The 13,758-nt window shown below is 70.4% G+C and carries 9 protein-coding genes; 2 read left to right on the top strand and 7 right to left on the bottom strand.

The window, feature by feature from the left end:
- Positions 1-44: 44 nt before the first annotated feature.
- The 3 genes from C6376_RS21095 to C6376_RS21085 all read right to left on the bottom strand — a co-directional run bounded on the left by C6376_RS21095 (position 45) and on the right by C6376_RS21085 (position 3,499).
- Positions 45-617, bottom strand: coding sequence for a hypothetical protein (locus C6376_RS21095; RefSeq protein ID WP_107444867.1), 573 nt, complete (start codon positions 615-617; stop codon positions 45-47).
- Between the two features lie 277 nt (positions 618-894).
- The gene (locus C6376_RS21090) at positions 895-1,797 is read right to left on the bottom strand and encodes a tRNA (adenine-N1)-methyltransferase (RefSeq protein WP_107444866.1); all 903 of its coding nucleotides are present in this window, start codon (positions 1,795-1,797) and stop codon (positions 895-897) included.
- Positions 1,798-1,870: 73 nt separating this feature from the next.
- A complete protein-coding gene (locus C6376_RS21085) occupies positions 1,871-3,499 on the bottom strand; it encodes a site-2 protease family protein (protein ID WP_107444865.1) in 1,629 nt (542 codons plus the stop codon).
- A gap of 152 nt (positions 3,500-3,651) precedes the next feature.
- On the opposite strand from C6376_RS21085, the gene C6376_RS21080 reads away from it, so the two are divergent.
- Complete coding sequence (locus C6376_RS21080; RefSeq protein WP_107444864.1) at positions 3,652-4,632, top strand: RecB family exonuclease; 981 nt, start codon at positions 3,652-3,654, stop codon at positions 4,630-4,632.
- 14 nt (positions 4,633-4,646) lie between these two features.
- Positions 4,647-5,318: a response regulator transcription factor gene (locus C6376_RS21075; RefSeq protein WP_107444863.1), complete on the top strand. Its 672-nt coding sequence runs from the start codon at positions 4,647-4,649 to the stop codon at positions 5,316-5,318.
- 107 nt (positions 5,319-5,425) lie between these two features.
- Here C6376_RS21075 and C6376_RS21070 read toward each other — a convergent pair whose 3' ends face one another.
- The 4 genes from C6376_RS21070 to metH form a co-directional block, all read right to left on the bottom strand.
- On the bottom strand, positions 5,426-7,006 hold the full coding sequence (locus tag C6376_RS21070) for an ABC transporter substrate-binding protein (protein ID WP_107444862.1): 1,581 nt from the start codon (positions 7,004-7,006) through the stop codon (positions 5,426-5,428).
- A gap of 94 nt (positions 7,007-7,100) precedes the next feature.
- A complete protein-coding gene (locus C6376_RS21065; protein ID WP_107444861.1) occupies positions 7,101-8,708 on the bottom strand; it encodes an ABC transporter substrate-binding protein in 1,608 nt (535 codons plus the stop codon).
- A gap of 474 nt (positions 8,709-9,182) precedes the next feature.
- Positions 9,183-9,881 carry an HAD family phosphatase gene (locus C6376_RS21060; RefSeq protein ID WP_107444860.1) on the bottom strand — a complete coding sequence of 233 codons (699 nt, stop codon included), beginning with the start codon at positions 9,879-9,881 and terminating at the stop codon, positions 9,183-9,185.
- Positions 9,882-9,994: 113 nt separating this feature from the next.
- The gene (gene metH, locus C6376_RS21055; protein ID WP_107444859.1) at positions 9,995-13,513 is read right to left on the bottom strand and encodes a methionine synthase; all 3,519 of its coding nucleotides are present in this window, start codon (positions 13,511-13,513) and stop codon (positions 9,995-9,997) included.
- Between the last annotated feature and the right edge of the window lie 245 nt (positions 13,514-13,758).

The following is a 13,758-nucleotide window of genomic DNA, read 5'->3' as shown; positions in this document are numbered from 1 at the left end:
CACTGTGAGCGCTGTCTGATTTCTCACAGGGCGAACGGCCCGGTTCAGACGCTGCGGGCGGCGGCGGGGGTGGAGCGGACGAACCTGTCGTCCTTCCACTGCCATCTGGCGCTGTCCTTCACGTCGGGGCAGCAACTGGGCACGTCGGCGGTCGAGTAGCCGAGGAGTGTGGCGAGGACGGCTCCGTCGGTGACGGTGAGGCCGGTGACGGTGTTGCGTGCCCTGGGGTCGACGAGGGTGGCTACCACGCGCGCGTGGGTGTGGCCGGGGTTGTGGGTGAGGACGTAGACGCCGTCGGGCGGGGTGCCCATGGGGGCGTCGCAGTGGACGACGGCCACGGTTTCGGGGGCGCCGTCGCCGTCGAGGTCTCCGGTCGCCTTCTTCACCACGAGGGCTTGCTGGGGGCCGCAGTCGAGGGGGAATTCGACGTCCGCGGTGGAGGGGGCCGTGGTGGGGGCGGGTCTGGCGTCGGGGGTGGCGCCCTGGGCGGCGGTGGCGGGTTTGGGTTGCAGGAGCGAGGAGAGGGCGACGACGCCGGCGATGGCGGTGGCGGTCGCGACCCAGTGGATCGGCCGGGTGTGGGTGTGTGCCAGTTCCGGGACGGCGGGGTGCTGCACTAGGAGTTTCTCCTGCGGTGGCGGTGCCGGTGGGGGTGGGGGTTGGCCAGCATCGTGCCACACGTCACAGGGTGGGGGAACGGCGGGGTGCGGGATTTCGGACGTGCGGAGAGGAGTGGGGAACCGCCCTCGTCCACGCTCCGGCTCCGGTTCCGGCTCCGGTTCCGGTTCCGGTTCCCGGCAACGAGAAGGCGCCGTGCTCGCGTTCCCGTGGTGCTGGGGGGAACTCGGTCACGGCGCCTTGTCGTTGGGCTGGGGCGGGGTGGCGTGGGCCGGGTCAGCGGCCGCTGCCTCCGTCGGCGTTGGGACCGGTGTAGTCCTCGCCGTAGGCGCCCTTGGCGGGGCGGCGGCGGCGCATGGGCGGCTCGACGCCGTCGGCGAGGCGGCGGGCGGTGAGCAGGAAGCCGGTGTGGCCGATCATCCGGTGGTCCGGGCGGACGGCCAGGCCCTCGACGTGCCAGTTGCGGATCATCGACTCCCAGGAGGTGGGCTCGTTGAAGGAGCCGATCTCCCGGATGGACTCGACGGTCCGGGCGAGCTGGGTGGTGGTGGCGACGTAGCAGCACAGGATGCCGCCGGGCACCAGTGCCTTGGAGACGGCCTCGAGGCACTCCCAGGGGGCGAGCATGTCGAGGATGACGCGGTCGACGTCGGTGTCGGACAGGTTGTCCTGGAGGTCGCCGACGGTGAGCTGCCAGGCGGGGTGCGGGCCGCCGAAGTAGCGCTCCACGTTCTGCCGGGCGATCTCGGCGAAGTCCTCGCGGCGCTCGTAGGAGTGCAGCATGCCCTGGTCGCCGATGGCGCGCAGCAGGAAGCTGCTGAGCGAGCCGGAGCCGACGCCGGCCTCGACGACGCGTGCGCCGGGGAAGATGTCGGCGAAGGCGAGGATCTGTCCCGCGTCCTTCGGGTAGACGACGGCTGCCCCGCGGGGCATGGAGAGGACGTAGTCGGGGAGCAGGGGGCGCAGCGCGAGGTAGGCGACGTTCCCGGTGGTGCGGACCACGCTGCCCTCGGGTGCGCCGATCAGTTCGTCGTGCGGGAAGGAACCCTTGTGGGTGTGGAAGTTCTTCCCGGCTTCGAGCGTGAACGTGTAGTGGCGGCCCTTGGGGTCGGTCAGCTGAACCTGGTCCCCGACCTTGAAGGGCCCGCGCCTGCGGGCGGCACCGGTCGGTTCGGACATGTGAACAGCCTACCGGCGTTTGGCGGGGCCGCCGACCATCGGGGGCGTGCGCACCGGCTCGGGAGAGCGGTGGTCAGTTGGGGCGGGCCATGGCTTTGACGAAGGCGCGTTCGACGTCGGCGGCGGAGAGCACCCCGAAGATCTCTCCGGTCTCCTCGACGACGAGGTATTCGGTGGCGGGGGTGGCGCGCAGGACGTCGAGGAGGTCCTCGCCGGCGAGTTCGGCGGAGACGCGCATGCCGTCGTTGAGGTCCTGGGCGAGGCCGCTGACGGCGACCCAGGGGCGGCGGTGTTCGGGGACGCCGACGATCGCGGCCTCCCGGACGAGGGAGAGCGGTTCGCCGTTGGCGTCGACGACGACGAGGGCGCGGGCGCCGGCGTCGTTGGCGCGGCGGAGTGCTTCGGACAGGGGGGTGTGGGTCTCGACGGGGACGGCGCGCCGGGTGAGGGTGCGGGCGCGCAGTTCGGGGAGGTGTTCGCGCAGGCGGGCCATGCGCAGGCTGTTGCCGGCGCCGGTCCAGATGATCGCGGCGAGGATGGCGGCCAGCAGCGCGTCGGTGACGGTGTCCATGCCGACGCTGTCCTCGGCGCCGGAGCCTAGGGCGCCGGACTGGGTGAGGAGGGGGAGGCCGATGAGGACGGAGACGGCGAGCGCGCGGCCGACCCAGGCGGCGGCGACGGTGCCGGTCATCGGCCTGCCGGTGATCTTCCAGACGACGGCGCGGAGCATGCGGCCGCCGTCGAGGGGAAGGCCGGGCAGGAGGTTGAAGATCGCCACGATGAGGTTGGAGATCATCAGGCCGGCGACCAGGACGCCGGGGACCGTGCCGGGTTCGACGGCGTTCATGGCGAGGTAGAACACGCCGGCCAGGGCGAGGGAGAGGAGGGGGCCGACGAAGGCGAGCCAGAACTCGCGGCCCGGTGTCTCGGCTTCCTTCTCGATCTCGGAGACGCCGCCGAAGAACTGGAGCTGGATGCGGCGGACCGGGAGTTTGAAGCGGAGTGCGGCGATGGTGTGGGCGAGTTCGTGGATGAGGACGGAGGCGTAGAAGGCGACCGCGAAGAAGAGGGAGACGAGGTAGCGGGCGGCGCCGAGTTCGGGCAGGACGCGGTCGAGCTGGCCGCCGAAGACCCAGGTGATGAGGGCGGCGACGAGGAACCAGCTGGGGGCGACGTAGACGGGCACGCCGAAGGGGCGGCCCATGAGGATGCCGCCGCGGGGCTGCTCCGGTGGGCGCTGGGGCGGGGGGCCCTTGGGGAGGGCGGGGGGTGCGGGGCGTCCGGTCTCGGCGTCGGATCTGTTTCCGGCTCCGGCTCCGGCGGTGTGGTGGCCGGTGCGGGTGGCGGTGTCGCGAATGTCCTGGGCGTCGGTGTCCTGGGCGTGGGTCCCGTCGGTGTCGGTCTCTTCGGGGGCGGCCTGGTCCGCTGCGGGCTCGTCGCCGTCGGCCGTGCCGCCGTGGCCGGCCTCATCCGCTCCGGGCCGACCGGTGCCGGTGTCGGCCGTGTCGCCGGGGGCGGGGGCCGCTTCGGGGGTGTGACGTTCGTCGGGCGGGGACGGCTGCTGCCGCTGGGCGACTGTGGGCTCGGCGCCCCGGGGCTCGCTCGGCGGGACGTCGGTGGCCGCGGACGCAGGTGTCGCGGGGTGCTCGGCCGACTCTTCGTTGTCCGGCCGCGGCCGCCCGCTCCCGCCGCTTTCCACCACGGTGTCCCCTCGATCGAAGCGTCTCCCGCCCGTGCCGGGAGGGAGGGTCTGTGACCGATGGTATGCGGCGGTCGTGCGGTGTTCCGCCCGGCACCCCCCGCGTTTCCCGGCTCGGGGGTGACTGTCGGTGCCGGGCCGTAAGGTCTTTGGTCATGGAGAGCAGCAGCGAGGGCGTCGTCCGGGCGGGCGACGACGGTGTGGTGGCGGAGCCGTCGCGCACGGGGGCGGCGGGGTCCGAGGGGGCGGCGGGGGTCGTCGCGGTGGCTCCCGCGTCGCTGTCGCCGTCGCGGGCCGGTGATTTCATGCAGTGCCCGCTGTTGTACCGGTTCCGGGTGATCGACCGGCTGCCGGAGAAGCCGAGTCCGGCGGCGACGAAGGGGACTCTGGTGCACGCCGTCCTCGAGCGGCTGTTCGACGCGCCGGCGGCCGAGCGGACGGCGGCGGGGGCGAAGTCGCTGATCCCGGCGCAGTGGGACCGGCTGCGGGAGACGCGGCCGGAAGTGGTGGAGCTGTTCGCCGACGATCCCGAGGGCGAGCGGCTCGCCGGCTGGCTGGCGGAGGCGGAGCGGCTGGTCGAGCGCTGGTTCACGCTGGAGGATCCGACGCGGCTGGAGCCCGCCGAGCGGGAGCTGTTCGTGGAGACCGAGCTGGAGTCGGGGCTGCGGCTGCGCGGGATCATCGACCGGGTCGACGTGGCGCCGACGGGTGAGGTGCGGATCGTCGACTACAAGACGGGCAAGGCTCCGCGGCCTGAGTACGCCGAGGGCGCGCTGTTCCAGATGAAGTTCTACGCGCTGGTCGTGTGGCGGTTGAAGAACGTCGTGCCGCGGCGGCTGCAGCTGGTGTATCTGGGCAGCGGGGACGTGCTGACGTACGACCCGGTCCTGGCGGATCTGGAGCGCGTGGAGCGCAAGCTGCTCGCGTTGTGGGAGGCGATCGGGGAGGCAACGCGGACCGGCGAGTGGCGGCCCCGGCCGACGAAGCTGTGCGGCTGGTGCGATCACCGGGCGCACTGTCCGGAGTTCGGCGGTACTCCCCCGCCGTATCCGCTGCCGGTGACGCTCGAGCCGCCGGCGCCGGTGAGGGCGGCCGCGTCACAGGACGGGGCGCAGGGCAGAATGGGGCCGGGCTAGAGAAGGAGATCCACGTGGCCATCCGCGTCCTACTGGTCGACGACCAGCCGCTGTTGCGCACGGGCTTCCGGATGATTCTGGAGGCCGAGCAGGACATCGCGGTCGTCGGCGAGGCCGGAGACGGTCTGCAGGCCATCGACCAGGTGCGGGCGTTGCAGCCCGATGTGGTGCTCATGGACATCCGCATGCCGCGGATGGACGGGGTGGAGGCGACCCGGCAGATCACCGGTCCCGGGCGGGACGGTCCGGCGAAGGTGCTGGTGCTGACCACGTTCGATCTGGACGAGTACGTGGTGGAGGCGCTGCGGGCGGGGGCCAGCGGGTTCCTGCTCAAGGACGCCCCGGCCAATGAGCTGGTGCAGGCGATCCGGGTGGTGGCATCCGGCGAGGCCATGTTGGCGCCGAGCATCACGCGCCGGCTGCTCGACAAGTACGCCACGCATCTGCCGTCGGGTGAGGAGCCGGTGCCGGACACGCTGCACACGCTGACCGACCGGGAGGTGGAGGTGCTGAAGCTGGTGGCGCGGGGGTTGTCGAACGCCGAGATCGCCGCCGACCTGTTCGTCAGCGAGACCACGGTGAAGACGCATGTCGGGCATGTGCTGACGAAGCTGGGACTGCGGGACCGGGTGCAGGCCGCGGTGTACGCGTACGAGAGCGGTCTGGTGCGTCCCGGCGCCCAGTAGGCGAGCGGGAGCACGGGGCCTCGACGGCGTAAGGTCCGGCGACGCGGCACGGGTACGACAACGAAGGGCGCCCCGGCAGGGGGCGCCCTTCGTTGTCGTCCGCGGGCTCAGCTCTTGCTGAGTTCCCAGAAGCGGAACACGGTGGAGGCGTCCAGGCAGTTCTCCAGGCCGTAGACGTTCTCGCCGACGACCGCGTACTGCTTGCCCTGCCATACGGGCAGGACGGGCACCTGTGCGGCCACGATGTTCTGCAGCCGGCCGTAGTCGGCGTCGGTGGCGCTGCGGTCGCTCTGCGCGGCGGTGCGCGGGATGAGCGTCCCGGTGATCGTCTTGTCGGTGTAGTGGTTGCTCAGTACGTTGCCCTCGCCGAAGAAGGGCGATGTGAAGTTGTCGGCGTCCGGGTAGTCGGGCACCCAGCCCTTGACGTAGACGCCGTACTTGCCGGCGGCGATGTCCTTCTCGTACTGGCCGAAGGCGACGGACTTGACGTCGGCGTCGAACAGGCCGCTGGCGTTGAGCTGTGCCGCGACGGCCTTGAGTTCCTGGTCGGTGGCCGGGCCGTAGCGGGACGGGGTCGACCAGAGGGTGAGCCGCACCTTGTCGGTGATGCCGGCCGCGGCGAGTGCGGCGGCCGCCTCGGTCCGGGAGGGCCGGGCGCCGTAGCGGTCGAAGAAGGCGGTGTTGTGGCCCGCGATACCGGCCGGGACGATCGAGTAGAGCGGGTCGGCGGTGCCCTGGTAGACGTTCTTGATGAGGGCTTCGCGGTCGATGAGGTGGGCGATGGCCCGCCGGACGCCGAGCTTTCCGGCGACCGGGTCGTCCATGTTGAAGACCAGGTGCTGGACTTCCGCGCTGCTGCCCTCGACGACCTCGGCGCGGGCGTCGGCGCTCTGCTGGATGTCGGCGACGTCGGCGGCGGTCAGGCCGCGGTAGGCGATGTCGACGTCGCCGTCGAGCAGGGCCTTCTTGAGGGCCTTCTGGTCACCGCCGAAGAACTTGAGGGTGACGCCGGTGTTCTGGGCGTCGGAGGCGGTGCCCCGGTAGTGGTCGTTGACGGAGAAGACGGCTTCGTCGTCGCTGAAGGAGTCGAGCGTGTAGGGGCCGGAGCCGACGGCTTCGCCGTCCTCGCGCAGGCCGTCGGCGTCGTACTGCCGGTGGTCGACGATGGACCCGGCGCCCGAGGCGATCTTGCTGGGGAAGGTGGCGTCGGGGGCCTTGAGCTTGAAGACGACGGTCTTGGCATCGGGTGTCTCGACCGCGCCGAGGGTGGCGAACATGATCGCCGGTCCGGCGTCGTCGTTGATCTTCAGCATGCGGTCGAAGGAGAACTTGACGTCCTCCGAGGTGAGCGCGTCGCCGTTGCTGAACGTCAGGTCGTCCTTCAGCGTGCAGCTGTAGACCTGGGTCCGTGTGTCGGTGAAACGGCACTCGCGGGCGGCGTCGGGCTCGGGTTCGGTGCCGCCCTTGGGGAAGCTCAGCAGTGACTGGAAGACGTTGTTGAACAGCAGCCAGGAGCCCGGGTCGTAGCCGGAGGCGGGGTCCGTGGCCAGGACCTCGTCGGACATGCCGAGGACCACCGAGGAGCCGTCGCCCCCGGTGCCCCCGTTCTGGGTGCCGCAGCCGGTCAACAGGCCGGAGGCCAGCCCCGCCATGATCGGCAGGACCGGCCACTGGTTGCGCAGGTTCACGTAGTGCCTTGTCGTCGTGTTCTCGTCGCGCCGGAGCCACGGTCCGGGCCCCTGGCATAGGGCAGGGAGCAGTGAGCAGGGAGCCGGAGGCTCGTCAGCTGCTCGCGCCGCGGCCGAGCTCCCACAGCTGCAGCGTCGCGGAGGAGTTGAGCGCGTACGCCGTGCCCGTGACGTCGTTGTTGGCGGCGACGTACTGCTTGCCCTGCCACAGCGGCAGGATCGGGACGTCCTTGGCGACGATGTCCTGGATCTCCGTCAGGCTCTTGGTGGCGCTCTGGCGGTCGGCCTCGCGGCGGGAGGACGGGATCAGGGTGTCGATGATGTCGCTGTTGCCGTACGGCGACTTGAGGAAGTTGTCCTTGTCGAGGAACGGGGCGACGAAGTTGTCGGCGTCGGGGAAGTCGGGGAACCAGCCCATGCCGTAGACGGCGTACTCGCCCTTGCGCTCGGCCGGGACGAACGCGTCCCAGGCGGTGCCCTTGATGGTGACGTCGAACAGGCCGCTGTCGTTGAGCTGCTTCTGCAGCACCTCGAACTCCTGCTTGGTGGCCGGACCGTAGTGGTCGGTCGTGTAGTTCAGCGTCAGCTTCACCGGCTTGGTGATGTCCGCGTCGGCCAGCAGGGCCTTGGCCTTGCCGACGTTGGGTTCGCCGTAGGTGTTGACGAACGAGTTGGAGTGACCGGTGAGGCTGGCCGGGACGAGCGAGTAGAGAGGCTCGGCCTGGGAGCCGTAGACCTTCGACACGAGCTCGTTGCGGTTGATGATCTGGGCCATGGCCTGGCGGACGGCCTTGGACTTGACGGCCGGGTCCGTGGTGTCGAACGCGAGGTAGCGGATCTCGAGGCCGTTCAGTTCGACCAGGTCGATGTCTCCGCCGGCGGGGCTCTCGGAGAGCTTCTTGATCTGCTCCGGCGACATGGTGCGGGTCATGAGGTCGATGTCGCCCTTCTGCAGGGCGGTGCCCATGGCGTCGGCGTCCTTGTAGGACACCATGTCGACCTCGTCGTTGTTCACCTTCAGCGTCCCCTTGTAGTGGGGGTTCCGGGTGAACACGGCCTTCGTCATCTCGTCGCCGTCGGTGTCGGCCTTGAGGATGTAGGGGCCCGATCCGTCGACCGCGAAACCGTCGCGCAGCTTGCCCTTGTCGTAGTCGTCGGGGTTGACGATGCCGGCGACCGGGGTCGACAGCTTGAAGGGGAAGGTGGCGTCGGCGGTCTTGAGATGGAAGATGACTTCGTTGTCGCCCTGCGTTTCGATGGTGTCGATGGTGGACAGCAGGGCGAACACGCCGGAGTCGGCCTTGATGGCGCGGGCGCGGTCGATGGAGAACTTGACGTCCTTCGCCGTGACGTCGTCGCCGTCGGCGAACTGCAGGCCGCTGCGCAGCTTGCAGGCGTAGCGCTCGTTGCCGGTGTCGGTGAAACCGCAGCTCTCGGCCGCCTCGGGGACGGGCTCGCCCTCGCCCTTGGGCTGGATCATCAGGGTCTGCACGGTCTGGCGCAGGATGTTCCACGTGCCGACGTCGTAGGAGTACGCGGGGTCGAGCGGGGCCGGGGCGTCCTTGGTGGCGGTGAACCGGTCGGTGGTGCCCACGACGATGGCGTCGCCGCCGCCGCTGCCACTGTCGGACCCTCCGCAGGCGGCGAGCACGGGCGCGAGCAGACCGACCACGGCCGGCAGCACCAAAGTCTTGCGGTTCATGCTCGAGTTTCTCCAGAGCTGTCGGTCCGTGTACCCGGCATGCAGGGGTGGCGCTGCGGATCACGGGGTAGGCGATGTTGTCCCAATGAGATTAGTCCGCGTCGACAGGAGCGTTCACAGCCACCGGAGTTGAAGGGCCATCACGCAGCGAAACCGGCTGTGGACGCACTGAACAGCCGTCTGCGGAAGGATTAGTACAGCCGCTTACCAATCAGGACACAAGGACACCTCCGGACGCCCCCGGCACGGCCGGGATGCATACGGAGAGTCATCTGTCGAGCCCCGGCCAGGTGGGGAACGTCACAACCGGGCGAGGTTCGGGGCGGCCGGAATTCGGCCGTCACGGAGCGGCAGATGAAGATCCGAATTCCGCTTGGCTCACCCTTCGCCGAATTCCTGGTTATCGGTAGTGCACGCTGGGTGAAGGGCGCTGCATTTCCGTCATCGGCCGATCACGAATGGTCGTCGCGGTGATCAGTTGAGCGGCATCAGGCCGCGCAGAAAAGACAGGTCGACCTGTTCGAGCGAGGAGACGACGGTGCGTCCTTGCGCCGGGGCGATCGGCGCCACGGAGGGCACCGCGACCACGAGGCAGCCCGCGGCCTCCGCCGAGGCGACGCCCGTCGCGGTGTCCTCGACGACCGCGCACCTCGTGGGATCCACGCCGAGGCCGGCGGCGGCGAACAGGTAGGGGTCGGGGTGCGGCTTGGTGTGGGCAACCTCGTCGCCGGCGACGCTGAGGCGGAAGTGCTCGACGCCGAGCGAGGCGATGACGCGGTCGATGATGCGGCGGTGGGAGGCGGAGACGAGGGCGGTGGGCACCTCGTGCTCGGTCAGCTCGGCGAGCAGCCGCGCCGCTCCCGGCATCAGGGGCAGGGCGCGGGTGATGCGGTCCTCGAACCCCTCGTTGAGCAGGCCGGTGAGTTCGCCGACGGTGACGTCGGCTCCGGTCGCCTCGATCAGGAACCCTGCGCTGCGGCTCATCGGGCCGCCGACCACGACGTGGCGCCAGGAGTCGTCGAGGGTGTGTCCGAGCGCGCCGAAGACCTCGACCTCGACGTCCCACCAGAAGCCCTCGGTGTCCACCAGGGTGCCGTCCATGTCGAGGAACACGGCCTGCAGGGCTGAGCCCTCGGCCGTGCGGGTGACTGGCGCGGGAACCGTACTGGTCATCCGCGTACCTCCTTGAGGGACGAGCAGGCCGGTTCCCGCTGTGGGGAACCGGCCTGCAGTGGACCGACCAGTGTACGACTTATCGGATCAGTGTGCTGAGCGGCGCGCTCACGTCACCGGGCGTTGAAGTACTTCGCCTCGGGGTGGTGGATCACGATGGCGTCCGTGGACTGCTCGGGGTGGAGCTGGAACTCCTCGGACAGGTGGACGCCGATCCGCTCGGGACGGAGCAGCTCGGCGATCTTGGCGCGGTCCTCCAGGTCGGGACAGGCGCCGTAGCCGAGGGAGAAGCGGGCGCCGCGGTACTTCAGGGCGAACATGTCCTCGACGTCGGCCGGGTCCTCGCCGGCGAAGCCGAGTTCCGAGCGCACGCGCGCGTGCCAGTACTCGGCGAGGGCCTCGGCCAGCTGCACGGACAGGCCGTGCAGTTCGAGGTAGTCGCGGTAGGAGTTCGACGCGAAGAGCTTGGCCGTCTCCTCGCCGATGCGCGAGCCGACGGTGACGACCTGGAGGCCGACCACGTCGGTCTCCCCCGACTCCTCCGGGCGGAAGAAGTCGGCCAGGCACAGCCGGCGGCCGCGGCGCTGACGGGGGAAGGTGAAGCGGGTCCGCTCGTTGCCCTGTTCGTCCAGGATGATCAGGTCGTCGTCCTTGGACACACAGGGGAAGTAGCCGTAGACCACGGCGGCCTCGAGGAGGTTCTCGGTCTGCAGCTTGTCCAGCAGGCCGCGCAGCCGGGGGCGGCCCTCGCTCTCGACGAGTTCCTCGTAGGTCGGCCCGTCGCCGGTGCGGGCCTGCTTGAGGCCCCACTGGCCCTTGAAGAGGGCGCCCTCGTCGAGCCAGGAGGCGTACTCCTTGAGCTGGATGCCCTTGATGACGCGGGTGCCCTCGAAGGGCGGCTTCGGCACGGGGTTGTCGGTGGCGACGTCGGAGCGGACGTGGCCCTCCTCGGGTCGCTCCTCGACCTCGGCGGGGGCGGCGCTCGCGCGCACCCGGCGTTGCCTGAGCTCGGGCAGCTTCGCGCCGGGCACGCCCCGCTTGACGCCGATCAGGGCGTCCATGAGGCGCAGGCCCTCGAAGGCGTCGCGGGCGTAGCGGACCTCGCCCCCGTAGATCTCGTGCAGGTCCTGCTCGACGTAGGCCCGGGTGAGGGCGGCGCCGCCGAGGATGACCGGGTAGTCGGCCGCGAGTCCGCGCTGGTTGAGCTCCTCCAGGTTCTCCTTCATGATCACCGTGGACTTGACCAGCAGGCCGGACATGCCGATGACGTCGGCGCGGTGCTCGGCGGCGGCGTCCAGGATCGCGGAGACCGGCTGCTTGATGCCGAGGTTGACGACGTTGTAGCCGTTGTTGGACAGGATGATGTCGACGAGGTTCTTGCCGATGTCGTGGACGTCGCCGCGGACCGTGGCGAGCACGATGGTGCCCTTGCCGTCGTCGTCGGACTTCTCCATGTGCGGCTCAAGGTGGGCCACCGCCGCCTTCATGACCTCGGCGGACTGCAGCACGAACGGCAGCTGCATCTGGCCGGACCCGAAGAGCTCGCCGACGACCTTCATGCCGTCCAGCAGGGTGTCGTTGACGATCTCCAGGGCCGGCCGGGTGAGCAGCGCCTCGTCGAGGTCGGCCTCGAGGCCGTTGCGCTCACCGTCGATGATGCGCCGCTTGAGGCGTTCCTCCAGGGGGAGCGCGGCCAGTTCCTCGGCCCGGCCGGCCTTGAGGGACTTGGCGGTGGCGCCCTCGAAGAGCTGCATGAGCTTCTGGAGGGGGTCGTAGCCCTCGGTCCGCCGGTCGTGGATCAGGTCGAGGGCGGTCTGCACCTCTTCCTCGGTGAAGCGGGCGATGGGCAGGATCTTGGAGGCGTGGACGATCGCGGAGTCCAGGCCCGCCTTGACGCACTCGTCGAGGAAGACGGAGTTCAGCAGGATGCGGGCGGCCGGGTTGAGGCCGAAGGAGATGTTCGACAGGCCGAGGGTGGTCTGCACGTCGGGGTGACGGCGCTTGAGCTCGCGGATCGCCTCGATGGTGGCGACGCCGTCGCCCCGGGACTCCTCCTGGCCGGTGCAGATGGTGAAGGTCAGGGTGTCGATGAGGATGTCCGACTCGAGGATGCCCCAGTTGCCGGTCAGGTCGGCGATGAGCCGTTCGGCGATCTCGACCTTCTTCTCGGGGGTGCGGGCCTGGCCCACCTCGTCGATGGTCAGCGCGATCAGGGCCGCGCCGTGCTCCTGGGCCAGCCTGGTGACCTTGGCGAAGCGGGACTCGGGGCCGTCGCCGTCCTCGTAGTTCACCGAGTTGATCACCGCGCGGCCGCCGAGCTTCTCCAGGCCGGCCCGGATGACCTCGACCTCGGTGGAGTCCAGGACGATCGGCAGGGTGGAGGCGGTGGCGAAGCGGCCGGCGAGTTCCTCCATGTCGGCGACGCCGTCACGGCCGACGTAGTCCACGCACAGGTCCAGCAGGTGCGCGCCCTCGCGGATCTGCTCGCGGGCCATCTCCACGCAGTCGTCCCAGCGGCCGGCCAGCATGGCCTCGCGGAACTTCTTGGATCCGTTGGCGTTGGTGCGCTCGCCGATCGCCAGGTAGGAGGTGTCCTGGCGGAAGGGCACGGTCTGGTAGAGGGAGGCGGCGCCGGGCTCGGGGCGGGGGCTGCGCTCGGCGGGCTCGAGGCCGCGGACGCGTTCGACGACCTGGCGCAGGTGCTCGGGGGTGGTTCCGCAGCAGCCGCCGATGAGGTTCAGCCCGTAGTCGCGGACGAACGTCTCCTGGGCGTCGGCCAGGCCCTCGGCGTCCAGCGGGAAGTGGGCGCCGTCCTTGGTGAGGATCGGCAGTCCGGCGTTCGGCATGCACAGCAGCGGGGTGCGGGAGTGCCGGGCCAGGTAGCGCAGGTGCTCGCTCATCTCGGCGGGGCCGGTGGAGCAGTTCAGGCCGATCATGTCGATCCCGAGCGGTTCCAGCGCGGTGAGCGCGGCGCCGATCTCGGAGCCGAGCAGCATGGTGCCGGTCGTCTCGAAGGCCATGGACACCAGCAGGGGCACGTCGGCGCCGGTCGCCTCCATCGCGCGCCTGGCGCCGAGGATCGACGACTTCGTCTGGAGGAGGTCCTGGGTGGTCTCGACGATCAGGGCGTCGGCGCCGCCGGCGAGCAGGCCCTCGGCGTTGGCCTGGAAGCCGTCGCGCAGGGTGCCGTAGCCGATGTGGCCGAGGGTGGGCAGCTTGGTGCCGGGGCCGATGGAGCCGAGGACCCAGCGGGTGCGTCCGTCGCGGGCGGCGAAGGCGTCGGCGGTCTCGCGGGCGATGCGGGCGCCGGCCTCGGACAGCTCGTGCACCCGCTCGGCGATGTCGTACTCGGCCATGGCGGAGTGGTTGGCGCCGAAGGTGTTGGTCTCGACGCAGTCCACGCCCGCGGCGAAGTACTCCTCGTGCACGGAGCGCACGATGTCGGGCCGGGTGATGTTGAGGACCTCGTTGCAGCCCTCGAGGTCCTGGAAGTCCTCGAGAGTGGGCTCCTGGGCCTGGAGCATGGTGCCCATGGCTCCGTCGGCCACCACCACACGGGTGGCCAGGGCCTCTCGGAGCGCGGACACACGGGTCCGGCTGTCGGCGGAAGGGGTCGGCGGCACAGAGGCCATGAAAGGGCTCCCTCAGATGCGACGGCTGTCGGCTTTGCGTCACCCCGGGATGCGTGGAGCAGGGACTTCCCGAGGAGCGCGCACGCCGTCAGGGTAGCCGGGACCGAGGCCTTATGGTCAGGGGCGTCCACGGGGCGGACGGGTGTGGCGGCCGGGCAGGGGCCGGTCACGGCGGGTTCGGCGGGTGTCACGACCGTGCGACGGTCTTGCTGCTTCCGGGGGACGGACGGTGGAACACGTGTCGA

Source organism: Streptomyces sp. P3 (genome assembly GCF_003032475.1).
Lineage (GTDB): Bacteria > Actinomycetota > Actinomycetes > Streptomycetales > Streptomycetaceae > Streptomyces.
Note: the sequence above shows the minus strand (reverse complement) of the source record. Positions and strands in the feature narration are given on the sequence as shown.

Bases quoted from the DNA above. Each gene is read 5' to 3' on its own strand.
- C6376_RS21090 (WP_107444866.1), bottom strand. From the start codon at position 1,797: ATGTCCGAACCGACCGGTGCCGCCCGCAGGCGCGGGCCCTTCAAGGTC.
- C6376_RS21080 (WP_107444864.1), top strand. From the start codon at position 3,652: ATGGAGAGCAGCAGCGAGGGCGTCGTCCGGGCGGGCGACGACGGTGTG.
- C6376_RS21065 (WP_107444861.1), bottom strand. From the start codon at position 8,708: ATGAACCGCAAGACTTTGGTGCTGCCGGCCGTGGTCGGTCTGCTCGCG.
- C6376_RS21060 (WP_107444860.1), bottom strand. From the start codon at position 9,881: ATGACCAGTACGGTTCCCGCGCCAGTCACCCGCACGGCCGAGGGCTCA.
- metH (WP_107444859.1), bottom strand. From the start codon at position 13,513: ATGGCCTCTGTGCCGCCGACCCCTTCCGCCGACAGCCGGACCCGTGTG.